This window comes from uncultured Porphyromonas sp., assembly GCF_938039215.1.
In the GTDB taxonomy this organism is placed as follows: domain Bacteria; phylum Bacteroidota; class Bacteroidia; order Bacteroidales; family Porphyromonadaceae; genus Porphyromonas.
Window position 1 is genome coordinate 18,750 of record NZ_CALHVI010000019.1, and the last position, 19,964, is coordinate 38,713.

General features: G+C 57.4%; 17 protein-coding genes. 9 read left to right on the forward strand and 8 right to left on the reverse strand.

Annotated features, from left to right (window positions below):
• Window positions 1-321: 321 nt before the first annotated feature.
• Both Q0336_RS02060 and Q0336_RS02065 read right to left on the reverse strand, forming a co-directional pair.
• A complete protein-coding gene (locus Q0336_RS02060; protein WP_298525053.1) occupies window positions 322-1,575 on the reverse strand; it encodes a DUF2851 family protein in 1,254 nt (417 codons plus the stop codon).
• Between the two features lie 63 nt (window positions 1,576-1,638).
• The gene (locus tag Q0336_RS02065; RefSeq protein ID WP_298525056.1) at window positions 1,639-2,097 is read right to left on the reverse strand and encodes a type I restriction enzyme HsdR N-terminal domain-containing protein; all 459 of its coding nucleotides are present in this window, start codon (window positions 2,095-2,097) and stop codon (window positions 1,639-1,641) included.
• Between the two features lie 65 nt (window positions 2,098-2,162).
• Here Q0336_RS02065 and holA point away from each other — a divergent pair, with 65 nt between their 5' ends.
• The 9 genes from holA (at window position 2,163) to dnaJ (ending at window position 11,227) form a co-directional block, all read left to right on the forward strand.
• Complete coding sequence (gene holA / locus Q0336_RS02070) at window positions 2,163-3,164, forward strand: DNA polymerase III subunit delta (protein WP_298525058.1); 1,002 nt, start codon at window positions 2,163-2,165, stop codon at window positions 3,162-3,164.
• 2 nt (window positions 3,165-3,166) lie between these two features.
• On the forward strand, window positions 3,167-5,431 hold the full coding sequence (locus Q0336_RS02075; RefSeq protein WP_298525061.1) for a helix-turn-helix domain-containing protein: 2,265 nt from the start codon (window positions 3,167-3,169) through the stop codon (window positions 5,429-5,431).
• 301 nt (window positions 5,432-5,732) lie between these two features.
• Window positions 5,733-6,347: a DUF4254 domain-containing protein gene (locus Q0336_RS02080; protein WP_298525063.1), complete on the forward strand. Its 615-nt coding sequence runs from the start codon at window positions 5,733-5,735 to the stop codon at window positions 6,345-6,347.
• 37 nt (window positions 6,348-6,384) lie between these two features.
• Window positions 6,385-7,440 (forward strand): glycosyltransferase family 9 protein, encoded by a 1,056-nt coding sequence (locus Q0336_RS02085; protein WP_298525065.1) that lies wholly within the window; start codon window positions 6,385-6,387, stop codon window positions 7,438-7,440.
• 52 nt (window positions 7,441-7,492) lie between these two features.
• Window positions 7,493-8,002, forward strand: a complete 510-nt coding sequence (locus tag Q0336_RS02090; protein WP_298525068.1) for a S4 domain-containing protein — start codon at window positions 7,493-7,495, stop codon at window positions 8,000-8,002.
• A gap of 17 nt (window positions 8,003-8,019) precedes the next feature.
• Window positions 8,020-8,562, forward strand: coding sequence for an alpha-ribazole phosphatase family protein (gene cobC / locus Q0336_RS02095; protein WP_298525070.1), 543 nt, complete (start codon window positions 8,020-8,022; stop codon window positions 8,560-8,562).
• A gap of 153 nt (window positions 8,563-8,715) precedes the next feature.
• Window positions 8,716-9,201 (forward strand): ferritin, encoded by a 486-nt coding sequence (locus Q0336_RS02100; RefSeq protein WP_298525073.1) that lies wholly within the window; start codon window positions 8,716-8,718, stop codon window positions 9,199-9,201.
• Between the two features lie 263 nt (window positions 9,202-9,464).
• Window positions 9,465-10,046: a nucleotide exchange factor GrpE gene (locus tag Q0336_RS02105; protein WP_298525076.1), complete on the forward strand. Its 582-nt coding sequence runs from the start codon at window positions 9,465-9,467 to the stop codon at window positions 10,044-10,046.
• 20 nt (window positions 10,047-10,066) lie between these two features.
• Window positions 10,067-11,227 carry a molecular chaperone DnaJ gene (gene dnaJ, locus Q0336_RS02110; protein WP_298525078.1) on the forward strand — a complete coding sequence of 387 codons (1,161 nt, stop codon included), beginning with the start codon at window positions 10,067-10,069 and terminating at the stop codon, window positions 11,225-11,227.
• 377 nt (window positions 11,228-11,604) lie between these two features.
• Here dnaJ and Q0336_RS02115 read toward each other — a convergent pair whose 3' ends face one another.
• The 6 genes from Q0336_RS02115 to Q0336_RS02140 form a co-directional block, all read right to left on the reverse strand.
• Window positions 11,605-13,251, reverse strand: coding sequence for a diphosphate--fructose-6-phosphate 1-phosphotransferase (locus Q0336_RS02115; RefSeq protein ID WP_298525081.1), 1,647 nt, complete (start codon window positions 13,249-13,251; stop codon window positions 11,605-11,607).
• Window positions 13,252-13,694: 443 nt separating this feature from the next.
• Complete coding sequence (locus tag Q0336_RS02120; protein WP_298525084.1) at window positions 13,695-14,294, reverse strand: DUF3109 family protein; 600 nt, start codon at window positions 14,292-14,294, stop codon at window positions 13,695-13,697.
• Window positions 14,295-14,306: 12 nt separating this feature from the next.
• Window positions 14,307-15,575: a phospho-N-acetylmuramoyl-pentapeptide-transferase gene (gene mraY / locus Q0336_RS02125; RefSeq protein ID WP_298525086.1), complete on the reverse strand. Its 1,269-nt coding sequence runs from the start codon at window positions 15,573-15,575 to the stop codon at window positions 14,307-14,309.
• 17 nt (window positions 15,576-15,592) lie between these two features.
• Window positions 15,593-17,062 carry a UDP-N-acetylmuramoyl-L-alanyl-D-glutamate--2,6-diaminopimelate ligase gene (locus Q0336_RS02130; protein WP_298525089.1) on the reverse strand — a complete coding sequence of 490 codons (1,470 nt, stop codon included), beginning with the start codon at window positions 17,060-17,062 and terminating at the stop codon, window positions 15,593-15,595.
• Window positions 17,063-17,092: 30 nt separating this feature from the next.
• A complete protein-coding gene (locus Q0336_RS02135) occupies window positions 17,093-19,426 on the reverse strand; it encodes a penicillin-binding transpeptidase domain-containing protein (RefSeq protein WP_298525092.1) in 2,334 nt (777 codons plus the stop codon).
• A 56-nt stretch (window positions 19,427-19,482) separates the two neighbouring features.
• Entirely contained in the window at window positions 19,483-19,926 is a 444-nt protein-coding gene (locus tag Q0336_RS02140) for an FtsL-like putative cell division protein (protein WP_298525095.1), read from the reverse strand.
• Window positions 19,927-19,964 lie beyond the last annotated feature (38 nt).

Consider the following 19,964-nt stretch of genomic DNA (forward strand, 5'->3'; position numbering starts at 1 on the left):
GCTCGGCTCGGTGTGCCTCGTAATGAACGAGGAGGGAGCGTCGACCCATATACACGAGTCCTCTCCCTCTGCTAAATAAGAGGCAAAAGGGATGCCATGGTTTAAGTCTGGACTAATTCCTTCGTTTTTCATGACAAAATGTACCATCACCGACCTACAGCTACACCCCAAAGGAAACCTACTGTAGGTCGGTCGACCGACCCACGGTAGGTCGTCGAGGCGACCCACGGTAGGTCGTCGAGGCGACCCACAGTAGGTTTTTTCGACGACCTACCGTAGGTTTCTTTTCACCCCCTCTAGAGACCGCTCCACAAGCGACTTCTACGAGGGGGCATTTTCCCGCCCCGAGGCGAAGGGACAGAGCTGGCATCTTCCCCGAAGGCAATAGCCCTCATGAAGCTCGAGAAGGGCCTGCGACTCCAGAGCAGTCTCTAGGGGAAGTCCTGCACGGGTGAAGAGGCGGGTGATGTGGTTCTCTTCGGCGGGGAGCGTCTCGATCAGCTGGCGGGGCAAAGACTCCTCCTTGGGCTCTTGGTAGGCCATGCGCCACGCTCGGCGATAGGGCAAGAGCACGTTGATCGCGAGGCTCGCACACGCAGCTTGGCTCAGACCTCCATCCCCTCGCCACTTCCCTCCACACCAAGCCTCATCTAGAGGATGATGTAGGAGGCGGTGAAGCTCCCCAAGGGTAGATACCTGCTGGAGCGTCTCTCCCAAGAGATCGACCTGGGTAAGGAGGGCAGCAAGCTGGAGCAGGCGAAATTCGGGGAGGTTCGTTGGGCGGGTGCGAGCCCGACGGAATGAGCCTGCAGGCAGAGGCTCTAGGCTATACTTATGCTGGAGGAAGGCGAACTCTTCCTCACAGCGTGTCCGTCGCTCGCCCTCGGGAAGGAAGCCTAAAAGGCCTGCCGTCCCCACGAGGAGCGCCTCGAGCTGGAGGCGCTGATCCCGATGCTTCAGCAGGAGGTGAAGGGGCAAGCGGAAGGCAAGGCGCTCCATCGCTTCATTGTTGAGCCCAAAGCCCAGATGCCTCAGCAAAAGGGCATAGAGCGCTTGCCCCCAGTCACCCGAAGAGCGGGCACGAAGGCGATCGACCTCCTCAGCCTTGCGCCCCAGACGAGCACGATAGAGGCAGGAGAGCCACGTGTGGCGCAGGTCTTCCGAGACCAGCCTTAGCCCCTCGGCACATGGGAGCATCATCTCCCCCGAATAGCCTAAGCTAGGTGGCTCTGGGAGCACTTCGGGCACCATCAAGAGGCAGGTGGGCATCTCCCCGCCCGCAGGGTGCTGGACGGCACGATTATCCAGCTCCACGACATGCAGGATCACCGAGCGGTAGGCCGGATCTTCGTCGTGCCCGTGCTGGTACCACTGGCTCGAGGCATGATGGATCTCCACACAGCCGACCCACAGCAGGTCATCGATCTGGATCTTTGCCCCGAAGAAGTCGGGACCCGCATGATGATTGAGCACCCCAGGGTCGATGACCTCGATGCGAGCATCTCGGAGACCACCCATAGGGATGAGACGAGCCCACAGACGACGGGCCCAGATATAGTGAAGGAAGGCTTCCATGGTAGACGAGGGGAAGGGCTTGGGGTGTAGAGCACCACAAGCCTAGGACTCAGAGCCGAGCGATCAGCCCGTGACTAGCTCCGAGTAAGCGGGGAACTGGGGGAGGAAGGTGTAGGACATCGCCTCGTAGTCGATCTGACAGACCAGATGTTCGATGCCGTTACTCAGGACAAGGTAGGGGACACGAAGCACATAGTTGTAGCGGACGATCTGCTGCAGCACCGTCTCCGAGAGCGGGATATGCGGAGCCTTGTACTCGAGGATCATCTGCGGACGTAGTGCCCGATCATATAGTAGGGTATCACAGCGCTTGGTGGTCGCTCCGAGCTGAAGGGCTACTTCATTCTGCATCAGCTGCTGGGGATAGCCCCCCTCGTCCAGCAGGAAGTGAACGAAGTGCTGACGCACCCACTCCTCTGGGGTGAGACGGACGAACTTACGACGCAGCTCATCATAGATGTAGGGCTTCCCATCACGACGGGTCAGACGTGCGGGATACCTCGGGAGATTTAGCTCGATCATGACTATCTTTGTACCTAGGTCTTCGTGGGTACAAACCCCTACGAAGGTACATATTTATCGTAGAGATGCCCACGTACGACGACATTATCCGAGCCCTCAAGCAACGACGACCTAAGCGCGTCTACCTCCTGACGGGCGACGAACCCCTCTTCATCGATCAGATCGCTTCCTTCGCCTCGAGCCACCTCATCCCCGAGGAGGAGCGAGACTTCAACCAAAGCATCCTCTACGGAGGCGATGTCTCTGCTCGGGATATTCTCCTCGAGGCACTGCGCTTCCCGATGATGGGGAGCCAAGTGCTCGTGCTCGTACGTGAAGCCCAGCAGGTACGTGATCTGGATCAGCTCGCCCCTCACCTCTCGGAGCTCCCCGAATCCACCTGCCTCATCCTCTGCTACAAGAAGAAGGCAGACAAGCGCAAGGCCCTCTACAAAGCCGCCAGTGCCCTAGATGCCGTCTACGAGTCGCCACGCATGTACGACTCGAAGATCCCCGACTTCATCATCAAGAGCTTCGCCGCTTGTCAGCTGACGATCGACCCTCGTACGGCGCACCTCATGGCCGATGCTACGGGCAATGACCTAGAGAAGATCCTCCAAGAGATCGACAAGATCTCGATCGCCATCTCAGGTAAGACCCGCACCATCACCCCAGAGCTCATCGAGTACTATGTCGGCATCAGTAAGGAGTACAACAACTTCGAGCTCCTCTCCGCTCTGCTGCGCCGAGACTCGGGGCGAGCCTACCGCATCGCCTTCTACTTCGCTGCCAATGAGCGCACTCATCCCATACAGATGACCCTCTCCACGCTCTTCGGCTTCTTCTCGAACCTGATGGCCGTCTATTACCTCCCCAACCCTCAGGAGCAAAGCATCGCTACCCTGCTGGGGGTGCAGGCCTTCGTAGCCCGAGACTATGATCTGGCTCGACGGAACTACACCGCAGCTCAGACCTTTGCCATCATCCACCACCTACGGCTGATCGATGCCTATTCCAAGGGGGTAGATGCCTCTATCCCTAGCTCGGAGCTCTACTCCGAACTCATATCCCGTATCCTATCGGCCTAGCCATGCAGCGCAAGCAATACGTCCAGGACTTCATCGCCCATACCCGACGCAACATCTTCCTCACCGGCAAGGCGGGCACGGGGAAGACCACCCTGCTCCACTACATCCGAGAGCATACCTACAAGAGCTGTATCATCGCTGCTCCGACGGGCATCGCTGCCCTGAATGCGGGAGGGACGACCCTGCACTCCCTCTTCCAGCTACCCATAGGCTCCTTCATCCCCGACTCGATGGCTCAGCTCCCATCGACCCCATCCCAGCTCTTCGTCACCCCGAGGGACTTCCGTCGTCATGTACATCTGCAGGAGCGTAAGATCCGCCTACTCCAAGCGCTGGAGCTCCTAGTCATCGACGAGGTGAGTATGCTTCGTGCCGACACGCTGGACCTCGTAGATCTTGTGCTGAGGAGTGTGCGCCGTAGCCCCCTACCCTTCGGTGGGGTGCAGGTGCTCTTCATCGGGGATCTCCTCCAGCTCCCACCCGTGGTGAAGCCTCAGGAGTGGAGCGTGCTCAGCCAGTATTACCCCAGTCTCTTTTTCTTCCACGCACAGGTACTGCAGAGATACCCGCCCCTCTACATCGAGCTGACGCACGTCTATCGCCAAGAGGATGAGCGCTTCATCGGTCTGCTGAATCACCTGCGCTACAGCCAGCTCACGGGCGACGATCTCTTTTGGCTGAAGAGTCGGGTACGTCCCACCTTCGACCCCATCAAGAGCGAAGGCTATGTGACCCTGACGACGCACAATGCCCGAGCCGATGAGATCAACCGCAAGGCACTCGAAGCCCTCCCCGGAGCCTACCAAGACTATCATGCTCGTATCGCTGGGGACTTCCCCGAGCACCTCTATCCTCTGGAGCCCATGCTCCGCCTGAAGATCGGGGCTCGGGTGATGATGATCAAGAACGATACCCAGCAACCCCGACGCTTCTACAACGGTATGCTTGGCACCGTCGAAGAGATGACGGACAAGAAGCTCTTCGTACGGCTGGAGGACGGCGAACTCCTAGATGTTCCCCTCTACTCCTGGGAGAATGCCCGCTACCAACTCAACGAGCAGACAGGCGACACCGAGCCCGACATCCAAGGGGTCTTCAAGCACTTCCCCGTTCGTCTAGCTTGGGCCATCACCATCCACAAGAGCCAAGGTCTGACCTTCGACCGTGCAGCCATCGACCTCGAGGCGGCCTTTGCTTCGGGGCAGGCCTATGTAGCTCTCTCCCGCTTGCGTAGCCCCGAGGGATTAGTACTCCTCTCCCCGCTCAGCTCTGACACCCTTGCGGTACCCAGCCTCATCACCGACTACGAGAAGACGCAGTCCAGCGACACGGAGCTTGAGCAAATCCTCTCGAGCGACAAGCTCAGCTACTGGGAGGCGGAGACAATCGAAGCCTTCAACTGGGCTCCCCTCTCCGACCTCTACCGCCAGCATGCGTACAGCTATCGTATCGAGAGCGAGCGCAGCAAGAAGAGCTCCTTCGGGGACTGGGCGCTGGAGCAGTCAGCGCTGATGGATGAGCTACGAGGGATAGCGGACAAGTTCATCCTCCAGCTCCGCTCCCTCTATGCAGGGGGCGAGGCGGCTCTCCCGCAGATCGCTCGGCGTGTCGAGGAGGCTACCCGCTACTTCCTCCCTCGCTGGAGAAGGCTCTTCTCCAGTCTGATGGAGACGCAGCACCAAGTGCGAGGCATGAAGAAGGTGAAGGAATTCATTGCCGAGCTCGATCTCCTCTACGGGCAGACCGTCCGTCAGGTGCGAGCCCTTCTGCGTATCGAGGGGAGCATGCAGACCCTCTCCTCGGGGCTCTATCCCGACCGACAGACCATCCAGATCGAAGAGCGTCTAGAGGCTTGGATGCGGATGGCGAAGGCTGAGGTCAAGATCCCCTACATCGTCCCCAACCAAGAGAGCTCGACGAGCAAGAAGACCGCCAAGGAGAAGAAGGCGAAAGAGCCCCGCATCTCCACACAGGAGAAGACGCTTGAGCTCCTCCGAGCGGGCAAGACTCCGCTGGAGGTGGCGGGCGAGCGATCACTCAGCATCGGCACGATCTACGCCCACATCGCCCAGCTCCTCGAGCAGGGACGGATCAGCGATGAGGAAGCGCTCATCTCACCCGAGAAGCTCCAAGAGCTCGCCCCCTACTTCGCCGAGATGGACGAAGCTGCGGGTCTCAAGCCTATCTACGAAGCGACCTCGGGGCGCTACGACTACCACGAGCTTCGCCTCTACCTCTCGGCCTATCGTCACCGACGAGGGAGATAAGCTCCTCCAAAAGGTCAGGGCTGGCGCTTCAAAAAGCGTCAGCCCTGACTGCATAAATACAGGCCTTGGGAAGGCTCGAAATAAAACCCACTGTGGGTCGCCGAAAAAACCTACTGTAGGTCGGTCGACCGACCCACGGTAGGTCGTCGAGGCGACCTACCGTGGGTCGTTTTTCACCCCCTCCCAAGCACCTTCCACAAAGGGCTAGAAGAAGCCACCCAATCCGAGATATGCGAATTAGCCTTTTTCATTATCTTTGGTAGGCGCTATATACCTCACATCTCAAGGCGCTTTGACTATTATGAAGCCGTTCAGCCAACTAGCCATCCGCATCTTCAAGGAGGCCATACATGAGTACGAGCTCAGGGGCAGTGTCGATACCCCTTGCTCGGGCAATCCTTACCCAGCACACACCATCGAGCACGACCTCTTCCGCAAGAACTGGATCGACAATGCCCAGTGGTGCCTCGAGGACATCATCCGAGATCCTGAGATCGACCCCGTCGAAGCGCTGAAGATCAAGCGTCGTATCGACCGAAGCAATCAGGAGCGCACGGATCTGGTGGAGCTCATCGATAGCTTCTTCTTCACACAGTTCGCCGACGTGAAGCCTCTCCCCGAAGCCAAGATCAACACCGAGAGCCCTGCTTGGGCCATCGACCGACTCTCCATCCTCGAGCTGAAGATCTACAACATGGACAAGGCGGTCAAGAGTGCAGGCTCTGACGAAGCTCTTCGTGAGAAGTGCAGCACCAAGCTACAAGTCCTCCTCGAGCAAGAGCGAGATCTCTCCACCGCTATCGACGAACTCCTAGAGGATATCACCGCCGGACGTAAGTACATGAAGGTCTACAAGCAGATGAAGATGTACAACGACCCCGAGCTCAACCCCATGCTCAAGGGTCAGACGCTCTAGCCTCCCCCCCCTCCCAGTCCCTAGCTAACCTCTCCAAGTGGCTCGATACCTCATCATCCGCCTCTCGGCCATGGGCGATGTAGCGATGCTCGTCCAGCTCCTCTATGCCGTGGCACGAGCCAACGAGCAGCATGAGTTCATCCTGCTCACTCAGCCCTTCCTGACGGAGCTCCTCCTAGATGCCCCAGACAATGTGGAGGCCATGGCCATAGACATTCGCCGTGAGGAGCATAGCCTCCTCGGGCTCGTACGCTATGCCCAGCGTCTGAGACGAGAGCACTTCGATGCGGTACTGGACCTACATGATGTACTGAGGACGAAGCTTCTCCGTGGCTTACTTCGTCTGACGGGTGTCCCCACCCAGCATCTAGTGAAGCCTCGCCAAGCGCGCAGACGACTCGTGGCCGATGACCCGAAGAAGGACCTTACGCCCCTACCCCCGATGTGGAGCCTCTATCAGCAGGTCTTCCGCTTGGCTGGACTCACCGTCCCCGAGAGCATCCCACCCGTAGTCATCCACCCATCGATACTGGCTACCTTCGAACGACTTCACCCCGAGCTCCTTACCCGTGGGAGCGAACGCATCCGCCTCGGAGTAGCACCCTTCGCCTCCACCCCCGCTAAGACCTACGACCTCAAGCGTATGCTCGAGGTGATCCGTCAGCTAGAGGAGACCGAGCGCTTCGAGATCTTCCTCTTCGGAGGACGAGGCAGAGAGCAAGCCACCCTCGAGGAATGGGCTCTAGGCCGCCAGCATCTACGCTCGGTCGCAGGACAACTCGACCTCTCGAACGAGCTCATCCTCATGGCCTCCCTCCGAGCAATGATCTCGATGGATAGTGCCAACATGCACCTAGCCTCTCTCGTCGGCACCCGTGTCTTCTCCGTCTGGTGCTGTACCCACCCCGCAGCGGGCTTCCTAGGTATCGGTCAGCGCTGGGAAGACTGCCTCCAACCCGAGGATGCTCCACGTAGACCGTGTAGCATCTTCGGTAACAACAAGCGCTGCCACACCGGTGAGAACTTCGCCTGCTCCCGAGCCTTAGCTCCCGAGCGCATCGTCCAGGCGGTGACTTCACTCCTAGAGGACTAGGGGGATCCTCTTCTAAGCTCCTGCCCCTGCCCCATCCGCATTTTATCTACGAATGAAACTAAGAATCAACAAGCTCATCAGCGATGCAGGCTTAGGCTCGCGTCGTGATGTCGAGGAGTACATCCGCAAGGGTCGTGTCAAGATCAATGGACGACGTGCCCAGCTCTCCGACCTTGTCTCGGAGACGGATACAGTCTTCTTCGACGAAGTAGACCTTCCTGTCAAGGAGCTCCTCCAAGAGCATGCTGCCGAGGAGAAGCTCCAGAGCAAGCTCAAGAAGGATAGTGAGCGCCCCCGCTCCAAAGACCGCCGTAGTGAGCGTGCCGAGAGTCAGCGCCTACAAGCAGCCCCCAAGAGTGCTGCCCTGCGTAAGACCAGCAAGAACAACCCCGAGAACAAGCGTCAGCACCAAGCTCGTCTCGCTGGCTGGAGCGATGAGGAAGACACCTTCGATGAGCGACTCCTGCGCCATCACAATAGCGGTCGCCGAGGTAGTGCTCGCACCGAGCGCCCCAAGCACCGTCCTCAGGGTCGCTTCCGCTCCTACGATGATGAAGACTAACGTGCCACACCCCACCGATGAAAGCCTATATCGTACGCCACACCTCTGTCCTCTGGGACGGCAATGAGACCTGCTATGGGGAGACCGACATCGATGTGCGTCCTACCTTCGCCGAGGAAGCCGAGGTGACACTCCGAGCACTCCAAGGGCTCTCCTTCGATGCTGTCTTCTCCTCCCCCCTACAGCGAGCACGCAAGCTCGCCTCCTTCTGTGGTCACCCCGAGGCCCTACTCGACGACCGCCTCAAGGAGATGAACTTCGGGCTCTGGGAAGGAAGACCTTGGGCAGAGATCATCCGTGATGAGCCCGTCGACGAGTTCTTCGCTCGCTACATCGAGCAGCCTGCCCCCGAGGGCGAATCTCTGGTGATGCAGTACAGCCGTGTCGAGGACTTCATCCGTGAGAAGCGCCGTGAGGGGCTCGAGCAGATCCTCGTCTTCTGCCACGGAGGTGTGATCAACTGCGCTCGGGCACTCGCTGGTACGACCCGACTGGTGGATGCCTTTGCTACCCTTCCCGACTTCGGCTCGGTCACCGAGCTGGACTTCTCCAAGCTTTGACTCCGAGGCATTTGTTCAGACCGTGCTGAACAACTCCATGCCTTTTCGCTTTCTCTATATATGTAAGGGGGGATCTCCCTCAAGGAACTCCTCCCCTTACTTCTAGATCACGGTTCACTATTTTATCACGATTATCAAGATCAAAGAGCTCTTATGAAGTTCACTGAAAGAATGCAATCTGCCATCAACGAGCAGATCAACTTCGAGATGTTCTCCGCGAACACCTACCTCTCTATGTCTGCCTACTTCGCTCAGCAGGGCCTCGACGGCTTCGCTCACTGGTTCTTCCAGCAGTACCGCGAAGAGCTGGAGCATGCTGAAGACATGATGCGCTACATCATCACCCGTGGCGGACGTGTTGAGATCAAGGCTGTCGATGCCGTAGAGACCAACTTCTCCTCTGCACTCGAAGTCGCTGAGAAGACCTATGCGCACGAATGCCTCGTCTCTGAGAAGATCGAAGCGCTCGTTCGCCTCGCCTCCGAAGAGAAGGACATGCCTTCTCAGGACTTCTTCTGGAAGTACATCCGTGAGCAGGTCGAAGAAGAAGCTAACGCTACGACACTCATCGACCGCATCCGCCTCAGCGAAGGCCATTCGCTCCTCTTCCTGGATAAGGAACTGGGAGAGCGCAAGTAGTCCCCTGGGCCTAGCCCCAAAGACCTCGAGCTACCAAGCTACCCCGTCGCTGGGGTGCTTGGTAGCTCGTTCTGTTTCCTCATAGGTGCTTAGCCTCTAATTTCCACCCTTTACTCGGTGGGAACCCCACCCTTGGTATCATATTTGCACACCCGATATAGGTTCCTCCCCTCCTCTAGAAGAGGCAGAGGATCCCCAGCCTACCTACGCACGCTCTAGAGCGCAGGTAAGCTCTCTGTATTAAGCAAATAACAATCCATAATATGAGTGAAGAAATCAAAGATCCACAGCTAGTAGAAGAGACGCAGCTCCCCGAAGAGGAGACAAATTGTCAGTCAAATACCTCCACGACCGCTGAGGGTGAAGAATTGGCGGACGCTACCCCCAATGAACTCTCCGCAGAAGAGCAGCTTCAGAGCGAACTCGATAAGCTCAAGGACACGCACCTGCGCCTCGTAGCCGAATATGACAACTACCGCAAGCGCACCCTCAAGGAGAAGAGCGAACTGATCCGTAGCGGGGGCGAAAAGGCACTCACCGACCTGCTCCCCGTCGTCGATGACCTCGACATCGCCCTACAGAACCTCGACAAGGCATCCGACCTCGAGGCACTCAAGGAAGGCATGCACCTCATCTACGCTAAGTTCGCAGACTATCTGAGCCGTCAAGGGATCACCCCCATCACCACGGAGGATGCTCCCTTCGATGAAGAACTTCACGAAGCCATCGCTACCTTCCCCGCCCCCAGCGACGAACTCAAGGGGAAGATCATCGACTGCGTAAAGAAGGGCTACAAGCTCCATGACAAGGTCCTTCGCCATGCCTCCGTCGTCGTCGGACAGTAATAGCTAAGCGAAATTGATCTATGGCACAGAAAAGAGATTACTATGAAGTACTAGGCGTAGCGAAGGGCGCTTCAGCCGATGAGCTGAAGAAGGCCTATCGCAAGCTCGCTATACAATATCACCCCGACAAGAACCCTGGGGACAAGGAGGCCGAAGAGAAGTTCAAGGAACTAGCCGAGGCCTACGATGTACTCAGCGATCCCGAGAAGCGCCAGCGCTATGACCAGTTCGGTCACGCGGGTGTCGGCGGTAGTGCTGCTAGTGGCGGTGGCTTCAGCGGTGGAGGCATGTCCATGGAGGATATCTTCAGCCGCTTCGGTGACCTCTTCGGTGGAGGAGGCTTCGGTGGATTTGGAGGCTTCGGTGGCTTCGGTGGTGGCGGAGGCCGTCAGGTACTCCGTGGCTCCGACCTCAGAGCACGTGTCCGCCTCACCCTCGAGGAGATCGACAAGGGCATGGAGAAGAAGCTCAAGGTCAAGAAGCAAGTACCCTGCTCCCACTGTCATGGCGATGGTACGATGGAGCCCAGTGGCAAGCAACAGTGCTCGACCTGTCATGGCTCGGGTGTGGTCATCTCCTCCCAGCGTAGCATCTTCGGTATGATGCAGACGCAGTCCGTCTGCCCTACGTGTGAGGGTACGGGCGAAGTGATCACCAAGCCTTGCTCCTACTGTAAGGGTAAGGGTACGCAGATCGGTGAAGAAGTGGTCTCCTTCCACATCCCTGCTGGGGTAGCCGAAGGCATGCAGTTCAGCATCCAAGGTAAGGGGAACGCCGCTCCCCGAGGTGGTGTCCCTGGCGACCTGCAGGTCGTCATCCACGAGGAAGAAGATCCTAACCTCATCCGCAATGGCAACGACCTCATCTACAACCTCCTCATCTCGGTGGCTACAGCTGCCCAAGGCGGTACGGTCGAAGTACCCACCATCGGCGGGAAGGCTCGTGTGAATATCGCCGCAGGCACCCAGCCAGGCAAGGTCCTTCGCCTACGTGGTAAGGGCTTGCCTTCGGTCAATGGTTACGGCAAGGGTGACCTTCTGGTCAATGTCAATGTCTTCATCCCTAAGCTCAGCGAGCAGGAGCATGAAGATCTCTTGAAGGGGATGTCCTCCGATGTCTTCCAGCCCACCGAAGAGGCTCGTCGGGAGATCGACAAGCACTATCGCCAGATGCTTCGATAGCACGAAAGCAAATACAAATAAAGTCCACCCGAGCACCCCATGTGGGTACTCGGGCGGACTCTTTTATGCCCTGAGAGATGGGAGGGAGGTACTAGCTCGCCGAGAGGAATAGCACTTTTCCCCTACTGTGCACCATCCAATCAGATAGCACCCTAAGATAGCCACCCAATATACCCCATTCATGGGTCGCAAGAGAACCCCATGAATGGGTCACCCGAGCGACCCATCATGGGTAGCTGGAGGGTGCTATGATGGGGAGCTCTTTCTCCCCATCAGAGAGGACATTCCACCCGCACCTTGGAGGAAGAAAGAAGTCCGCCCGACTTCCCACGAGGGAGGTCGGGCGGACTCTATTTAGCTAGTGTGAGCCTTAGGGCTTACTTCGACTGCTCAAGAGCGAGTGTGCGTGAAGGCTGGTCGCAGAGCTCGGGATCACCGTAGAACTGGATAGGACCAGGGTAGATGAAGCAGGTGTCCTTAGCCCACTCTGCACGGTGTGCAGCGAAGAAGGCGAAGGGCTTGCCCTGAAGGTCGACAAGAGCCTTCTGGATGACAGGCTTCATCTCACCATGACGGCGCTCCATGTTCATCATCATCGTCGTGGGGATACCACCAGCGATCCATTCAGCAGCAGGAGCCGTAAGGTTCTGCACGGAGCTCATGTAGCCGGTGACACCCGCAGCGATGAGCTGAGCAGCCGTACGGCCTAGTGCGTAGCAGTAGTCAGCATCGAAGTTCGAAGGCATAGCACAGCGACCTTCGTAGCCGAAGAAGTGTGTCAGAGGAGAGAACTTACCAGCGTAGCGACCTTCTTCCTTCCAAGCAGCGAGCTTGGTAGCGACCATCTCTGCAAGGAGCTTTTCCGTCTCGATGAGCGACACCTGGACGTTGCCGTGAGGGTCACGGTCGAGCGTCAGCTGGCGAGCTACCGTAGCAGGGAGGCTAGCGTAGAGAGCAGAGTTAGCAGCGCTGAGGTGCTCAGCGATATAGGCACGCTGCTCATCAGCAGGGACTGCACGAAACTCTGCCTCATGGTGAGCGAGGTAGTCATTGAGTTCAGCAATCAGCGCCTTGAAGGCAGGGATGAACTCGATGAGCCCTTCGGGGATGAGGACCGTACCGAAGTTCTCACCCTTGGCCGCACGAGCAGCTACGACCTCAGCGATATAGGTGATGACATCGTCGAGGGTCTGGTTCTTAGCTTCTACTTCTTCGCTGATGATAGCGACGTTGGGCTGTACCTGCAGGGCGCACTCAAGGGCGATGTGCGAAGCCGAGCGACCCATGAGCTTGATGAAGTGCCAGTACTTGCGGGCAGAGTTACAGTCACGCTGGATGTTACCGATGACTTCAGCGTAGACCTTAGTAGCGGTATCGAAGCCGAAGGAGGTCTCGATCTGCTCGTTCTTCAAGTCGCCGTCGATGGTCTTAGGGCAACCGATGACCTGAACGGGAGCACCGATGCTCTTGTAGTATTCAGCGAGGACTGCAGCGTTGGTGTTGGAGTCGTCACCACCGATGATCACGAGCGCACGGATATCGAGCTGCTTGAGGATCTCAAGACCCTTGTCGAACTGCTCCTTCTCTTCGAGCTTGGTACGACCCGAACCGATGATATCGAAACCACCGGTGTTGCGGTATTCGTCGATGATGTCAGCGGTCAGCTCGATGTAGTTGTGCTGGACGAGACCATCAGGACCCATGAGGAAGCCATAGAGGCGACCATCAGCGTGGATCTTCTTCACGCCGTCGAAGATACCTGCGATGACGTTGTGCCCGCCAGGAGCCTGACCACCCGAGAGGATAACACCGACATTGATAGGCTGGCTAGCTACTGCTTCGGAGGTTGCTTCGAAGGTCAGCTTAGGCAGACCGTAAGTATTGGGGAAGAGGGCGGCGATAGCTTCCTGATCGCTAACGCTCTTAGTAGCCTCGCCGAGGACGGCCTTGACATTCCCCTCGAGAGCCTTGGGGAGCTTAGGAGCGTACTTGCTACGCGCCTGCTGGAGTGCACTTTTATTCATATAGTCTACTTGATATTATAATAACGCGGATGGATTTACCTTACAAAGATCTTAAAATTTATTCGAAACGTTCCCTCCCGACCTATGAGAAGGTAGAGAATGCCTCGAGATACCTTCCGCCAAGACGGGTTATCCGTGAGGTTCTCCCGCCTTCGTCCTTCTCTATGAGTCATCCCTACCCCAAGCAAGGAGCAGGACCCAGCCTCGTAAATCAAAGACTTAGGAACACCCGAAAAACGACCTACCGTAGGTCGCCAATAAAACCCACTGTGGGTCGTCTCACCGACCTACCGTGGGTCGCAAGGACGACCTACCGTAGGTTTTCTGAGAGGGCTATGCAGAAGCCTCTCGAAACCCGCTCACAGAGCGCCCGCTAAAGGGGTCTGTGAATGGGATCAATTGGGCGGAAAAAGAGGAAGGGAATATCCCCGAGAGAGGCGAGCCTAATGGCTCGTGCTACCCGCCTCGGCCTTCTCGGCCTCCAGCAGCGCAGCCACCTCTTCGAGCTGGGTGTAGAACTCCTCCCCGAAGGCTCTCACGAGCGGGTCACGGAGGAAGCGGTAGACGGGTACTTGTAGCTTGCGCCCTAGCTTGAGAGCGCACTTGCAGATCGACCACTTGTGATAGTTCACAGCGGTGAAGCTGGGGTACTTCGTCAGGCGGATGGGATAGAGCTGACAGCTGATGGGCTTGATGAAGTCGGTCTTACCCTCACGGTAGACCTTCTCCAGAGCGCAGGCACAGCGTCCCTGCTCATCATAGGTAGTGAAGACACAGTCCTTGCCGTGGACGATCGAGGTCACTTCATCCCCGTCTTCGTCGAAGTAGCTGACCCCCTGCTCCTCGATGATCTCTAGAGCAGCAGGTGAGAGTAGGTGGCGAACTTCTGGGAGACAGCGTCTCAAAGCATCGGACTCGCCAGGATCAAGGGGAGCTCCACTCTCTCCCTCGACACAGCAGATCCCCTTGCACGTATCATAGTCGCAGACAAAGAGCACATCGAAGATGTCTTGGCTGACGATCTTATCATCTATCTGGATCACGTGTCGCTGGGGCTATCTGATCTTGAGCGTGACGATGGTCATCACCGCTAGGATGATACCGATGAGCCAGAAGCGCATGGTGAGCTTAGCCTCGGGGATCTTAGCCACAGGGCGCTTCAGCAGGCTATCCGTCGCCGCTCCCCCAGGGAGCTGGAAGTGATGGTGCAGGGGAGCCATCTTGAAGACACGTACCCCCTTACCCGTACGCATGCGGGTGAACTTGAAGTAGAAGCGCTGGATGAAGGACGAGGTGAACTCGGCGATGAAGATCCCGCAGAGGATGGGCAGTAGGAGCTCCTTGCGGATGAGGATAGCAAAGACCCCGATGATCCCGCCCAGAGCCAGACTACCCGTGTCGCCCATGAAGACCTGAGCTGGATAAGAATTGTACCAGAGGAAACCAGCCGTTGCCCCGACCAGCGTCGCAGCGAAGATCACCAGCTCTTCGGCACCGGGGATGAACATCGTATTGAGATAGCCCGCCATATCGTGGTGCGACGACACATAGGCCAGGATCCCCAGCACCACCCCGACGATGGCTGACGATCCCGAGGCTAAGCCATCGACCCCATCGGTGAGGTTCACCCCATTAGAGAGGAGCATCACGACCACGACCGTCATCATGATGAAGATGGTCACACCGAGGATCTTCTTGACAGCAGGATCACCCACGGGGATGATCTCCGAGTAGTCAAGGTTATTGTTCTTGATGAAGGGGATGGAAGTAGCAAGGCTCTTCGTATCTGTCGTCTCGAAGCGGATCTCACGAGCACCGCCTTCACGCACCACTTCGCTATTGCGCTTGATGACGACCGAAGGGCTTAGGTAGAGCGTCACCCCGACGATAAGGCCGAGGAAGACTTGGCCTAGGATCTTGTAGTGCTCCTTGAGCCCGTTCTTATCCTTCTTGAAGACCTTGATGTAGTCATCGGCAAAGCCTAAGAGCCCCATGAGCACCGTCGTGACGATCATCAAGAGGATATAGATATTGTCAAGTCGAGCGAAAAGGAGCGTGGGGATCAGGATCGCCATGATGATGATGATCCCACCCATCGTGGGAGTTCCTTTCTTCGTCTGCTCCCCTTCGAGACCGAGGTCACGGACGAGCTCGCCGATCTGCTTGCGCTGAAGGAGGTTGATGATGCGCCCACCCCAGATCGTGCTGATCAGAAGGGCGAGGATGACCCCCATCCCTACTCGGAAGGAGACGTAGGTGAAGAGTCGAGAGAATGGTAAAGCGATACCCTGACGCGTCAGGTAGTCAAAGAGGTGATAAATCATTATGGTGTGGAGAAAAACTATACTTCGTGGGCAAACTGCTCCAGCAGGATCTCTCGGTCATCGAAGTGATGACGTACCCCTGCGATCTCTTGGTAGGTCTCGTGACCCTTACCAGCGACGAGGATGATATCCCCAGCCTTAGCTAGCATCGTAGCCGTGCGAATGGCTTCAGCCCGATCCGTGATGGAGAGCGTACGAGCGAGCTCGTCGGGAGTAAGACCAGCCTTCATCTCTTCGATGATCGTCCGAGGGTCTTCCGAGCGAGGATTATCTGAGGTGAGGATGACGCGATCCGACCGACGCACAGCTTCCTGAGCCATGATCGGACGCTTACCTCGGTCTCTATCGCCACCACAGCCGACGACGCAGAGGACCTCAGCCTTGCGACCCTTCAGTTCTTGAATCGTCTCAAGGACATTCGCCAGCGCATCTGGTGTGTGCGCATAGTCGACGATAGCCACATAGCCACGCTTCTCAGAGATGAAGCTCTGGAAGCGTCCATCGACAGCCGTCAGCTGACTGAGCTGGATGAGGACATCCTCCTTAGGCACTCCCAGCAGAAGTGCCGTCGCATAGACGGCTAGGAGATTGTAGATATTGAACTCACCGACCAGACGCACCAGCACTTCCTTCCCTCCGATACGTATCTGCGTGCCGTAAGGGTACTGCTCGAGGATCTCCGCCCGATAGTCCGCAGCCGAACGTAGGGCATAGCTGTGCTTCTCTGCTCGGGTATTCTGGAGCATCACGAGCCCGTTCTTGTCATCGACATTGGTCAGTGCGAAGGCTTCCTTCCCGAGCCCATCGAAGAAGCTCTTCTTAGCACGCAGATACTCCTGCACCGAGCCATGATAGTCGAGGTGATCTCGGGTGAGGTTGGTGAAGATCCCCCCACGGAAGTGCACCCCAGCGACACGATGCTGTGCCAAGGCATGAGAGCTCGCTTCCATGAAGACATGCGTACAGCCTGCATCACGCATCCTGCCGAGTAGCGCTTGTAGATCAGGAGCAGAAGGGGTGGTGTGCGTAGCGCTGATGGCTTCGTCCTCGATGTAGTTGCAGACCGTACTCAGCAGACCACAGCGGTAGCCGAGTGCACGGAAGAGACGGAAAAGCAGTGTGGCGATCGTCGTCTTGCCATTCGTACCCGTGACCCCGACGACCGTAAGCTGTCGGGAGGGATGTCCATGGAGGGCTGAGCTCAAAAGGCCCAGCACTTCGGACGACGAAGGCACGACGATGTAGGCAACACCCTCCTGTAGCTCTTCGGGGAGCGTCTCTAGGACAATAGCACGGCTTCCCGCTTGGATCGCCGAAGGGATGAAGCGGTGGCCATCGGCCTGCGTGCCTCGTAGGGCAACGAAGAGAGTACCTGCTGTGACAGCTCGAGAGTCTTCGGTGATCTTCGTGATCTCCAGCAGCTCAAGTAGAGACTTATCAGAGGGGGTGGTATAGGATATTCCTTGAAGGAGTTGGATCAGTGTCATCGTAGCGATGCGGATAAAAGATAGAATGGCTTAGTTCGGATAGCCAAGCTCTAAGGTGATCTCTGTCCCAGCTGCAGCGGCAGTGCCTGCTGGGATGGATTGCCCGAGCACATTACCTGCGCCCTTGAGGCGAGGCTGGTAGCCCATACGTCTGAGGAGATAGGCTGCATCCATAGCACTCATACCGATGACCGAAGGGATACGCCCTGCGGGTTGGCGGTACGAGGTAGCACGCAGAGCCGTATCGACCTGCACGTAGACGGCGGCATCCTTAGGCATGCGAGGGGCGGGAAGGCCCAGCTGGCTCATCATAGCGAGGACCGACGAAGCTCGCCCAGAGGCTATCTGCTTCGTATAGGCCTTCGGTGAGGAAGAGACATGGAGGGAGTCCAGAGGAATAGGAGCTTCGAGAGCAAGGAGGCTCTCTGCGATGCGTCGGATGATCGGAGCGGCCATCACCCCACCACCTGCACTGAACTGGCTAGAGGGCTTACGGATCACTGCGATACATGAATACTTAGGAGCTTCGGAGGGGAAGTAGGCGCAGAAGGACACCTGATGGCGGACATGCCCCGTGGAGTCCACATAGCCCCCACGGCCGGAGGAGAGCTGAGCCGTACCACTCTTCCCGCTAATCGCCACGAAGGGGGAACGGGCTTTCTTCCCTGTCCCTTCGGTCACGACACGGCGAAGCATCTCTTGGATAGCCTGAAGGGTCTCGGGCTTACAGATCTGCTCCTTGATGACCCGAGGCTCGAAGGTCTTGAGGATCTCATCACGGCGACGGATCTCGGTGACGAAGTAGGGGCGCATGTAGCGACCACCATTGGCGATCGCATTGAAGAAGGCAAGCGTATAGATCGGAGGTATCTGTGTCTCGTAGCCGTAAGACATCCAAGCCAAGGTCGTATTGAACCATCGGTTCGGATCATCCGAACGCTTGCGAATGCGTGCTCGTGCATAGCCTTCGATCTCCAGCTCTAGGTCGTAACCGAAGCCGAGCTCTCGTAGCTTCTGCACGTACTCATCGGGGCGATTCTCATAGGCCTTGGTGATGATCTTGGCGACACCGACATTACTTGACTTGACGATGGTCTGCGCTGCGGAGAGCCTACCATAGCCTCCGTGATGGGCATTGTGGTCACGCACCGTCCTGCCCTTGTAGGACCAGAGCCCGTTGCCCACGTCGATGGTATCGTTGGGATGGATCACTCCATCATCAAGGGCTACGACCATAGAGGCCACCTTGAAGGTAGAGCCTGGTTCGCTAAGGTCTGCCACTGCCATGTTCGTCGTCTCACGGTAGACCCCAGGGGTAGCACGCTGGAGGTTCGAGATCGCCACGACCTTACCTGTCTTCACTTCCATCAGGACGACCGTGCCGCTCTCTGCCTCGAGCTGGGAGAGCTGCTCACGCAGGTTACGCTCCACGATGCTCTGGATGTTCATATCGAGCGTGGTGTAGACGCTAGCTCCGTCGACGGCGGGCTGGCGGACGATGTGCTCGTACTTCCCCATATTATAGAAGTAGAGGCTTCGGCCGAGCTCACCACGAAGGAAGTTATTGTAGCGGAGCTCTAGACCCGACTTGGGTTCGGTGAGTCCTTCCTTCGTGCGGTCGTAGAGCTGACCGATGGTGCGGTAAGCGAGCGAACCGAAGGGATAGATGCGGCGGGTCTCATTCTCCGTGTAGACCAGCTTGGAGAAGAGGCTGGTGCGTGTACCGCCTTTCTTGGTCTTGACGGGAGCGAAGGGAGCTGCATTCCCGAAGGCCTTGTACTGTACGTAGGTCACGTCCGCTGGGTAGACGGCACAGTGGCGGTCACCCGAAGCGAAGGCTCGACGCCAACGCTCCTTGAGCTTCGACTTGGTCAGCTTGCGAGCAGAGAGGTCGAAGGTCGTAGCCATCAGTTCCGCTAGGGAGTCGAGGCCTGCATCGAACTCTGTCCGTAACTCCAACACCTTAGCTCGCTGGAGGGAATCCTTCTTACTCCTCCCTCGTGGAGGAAGGGGCTTACGCAGAGGGGCTAGAGCCTCAGCCTTGAAGTCGATGAACAGACGATAGATGGGGGAGGTAACTGCGATCGGGCGACCATCACGTGCGTGGATCGAGCCACGCATAGGCTCCTCACGCACCTGACGAGGAGGGTTGACGGAGGCTGCTCGTCGGGCATACTCCGCCCCATCGGGACTGAGGATGAAGAGGACAATGCGGATCATCACCAAGATCATCACCAGCGTCACTAGGGCGACAATCCAGGGGAAGCGGTCGTGAGTCAGACGGTGCCATTCGACTCCTCTATTAGACTTGCTGATGAGTCCGAGAGCGAGGGTGCGTATCCCAGAGAAGAAGGCCTTAAACATGCGATCGAGTACGTGAAGTCATGAGAGCTCAGAGGGGAAGGAACTACAGAGCGAGATCAGTGAGGGCGAGCCAGCGGGTACTGCCCAGAGTCGACGAGGAGGTAGGGAGGTTGGGTCGCAGGGACCAGCTGGAGCTGGTACTGATCGACCTTGTCCACGATGTTGTTGATACGCTCGTACTCGATGAGTGCGGCGGAGGTATAGAGCGACTTGTAGCGTATATCCTTGAGCTTCTCCTCCAGAGAAGTGATCTCTCGCAGGCTCCCTTGGTAGAAGTAGGGCCAAGCGATGGCGATTGCCCCGAGGAAGAGGCAGAAGAGGATGAAGCGGCGGTTATTACGCAGGACGGGAAGTCCCCAGAGGTCATTCTCTACCCATTCGAGGAGATTGCGATCATACTCCTCTTCTTCGCCGATCGGTTCTTGGGGAGAAGACGGCTCGTTAGCCCAAGGCTGAGTCTGGAGCTCCTGATCGGGATATTGCTGCTGGTCTGTCGTCATCTGGATCGAGTAAACTAAGTCTAAGGATGGGAGCTAGG

Excerpts from the sequence above, each read along its gene's own strand:
- Q0336_RS02060 (WP_298525053.1), bottom strand. The coding sequence starts at position 1,575 with ATGGAAGCCTTCCTTCACTATATCTGGGCCCGTCGTCTGTGGGCTCGT.
- Q0336_RS02065 (WP_298525056.1), bottom strand. The coding sequence starts at position 2,097 with ATGATCGAGCTAAATCTCCCGAGGTATCCCGCACGTCTGACCCGTCGT.
- holA (WP_298525058.1), top strand. The coding sequence starts at position 2,163 with ATGCCCACGTACGACGACATTATCCGAGCCCTCAAGCAACGACGACCT.
- Q0336_RS02075 (WP_298525061.1), top strand. The coding sequence starts at position 3,167 with ATGCAGCGCAAGCAATACGTCCAGGACTTCATCGCCCATACCCGACGC.
- Q0336_RS02080 (WP_298525063.1), top strand. The coding sequence starts at position 5,733 with ATGAAGCCGTTCAGCCAACTAGCCATCCGCATCTTCAAGGAGGCCATA.
- Q0336_RS02090 (WP_298525068.1), top strand. The coding sequence starts at position 7,493 with ATGAAACTAAGAATCAACAAGCTCATCAGCGATGCAGGCTTAGGCTCG.
- cobC (WP_298525070.1), top strand. The coding sequence starts at position 8,020 with ATGAAAGCCTATATCGTACGCCACACCTCTGTCCTCTGGGACGGCAAT.
- Q0336_RS02100 (WP_298525073.1), top strand. The coding sequence starts at position 8,716 with ATGAAGTTCACTGAAAGAATGCAATCTGCCATCAACGAGCAGATCAAC.
- Q0336_RS02105 (WP_298525076.1), top strand. The coding sequence starts at position 9,465 with ATGAGTGAAGAAATCAAAGATCCACAGCTAGTAGAAGAGACGCAGCTC.
- dnaJ (WP_298525078.1), top strand. The coding sequence starts at position 10,067 with ATGGCACAGAAAAGAGATTACTATGAAGTACTAGGCGTAGCGAAGGGC.
- Q0336_RS02115 (WP_298525081.1), bottom strand. The coding sequence starts at position 13,251 with ATGAATAAAAGTGCACTCCAGCAGGCGCGTAGCAAGTACGCTCCTAAG.
- mraY (WP_298525086.1), bottom strand. The coding sequence starts at position 15,575 with ATGATTTATCACCTCTTTGACTACCTGACGCGTCAGGGTATCGCTTTA.
- Q0336_RS02130 (WP_298525089.1), bottom strand. The coding sequence starts at position 17,062 with ATGACACTGATCCAACTCCTTCAAGGAATATCCTATACCACCCCCTCT.
- Q0336_RS02135 (WP_298525092.1), bottom strand. The coding sequence starts at position 19,426 with ATGTTTAAGGCCTTCTTCTCTGGGATACGCACCCTCGCTCTCGGACTC.
- Q0336_RS02140 (WP_298525095.1), bottom strand. The coding sequence starts at position 19,926 with ATGACGACAGACCAGCAGCAATATCCCGATCAGGAGCTCCAGACTCAG.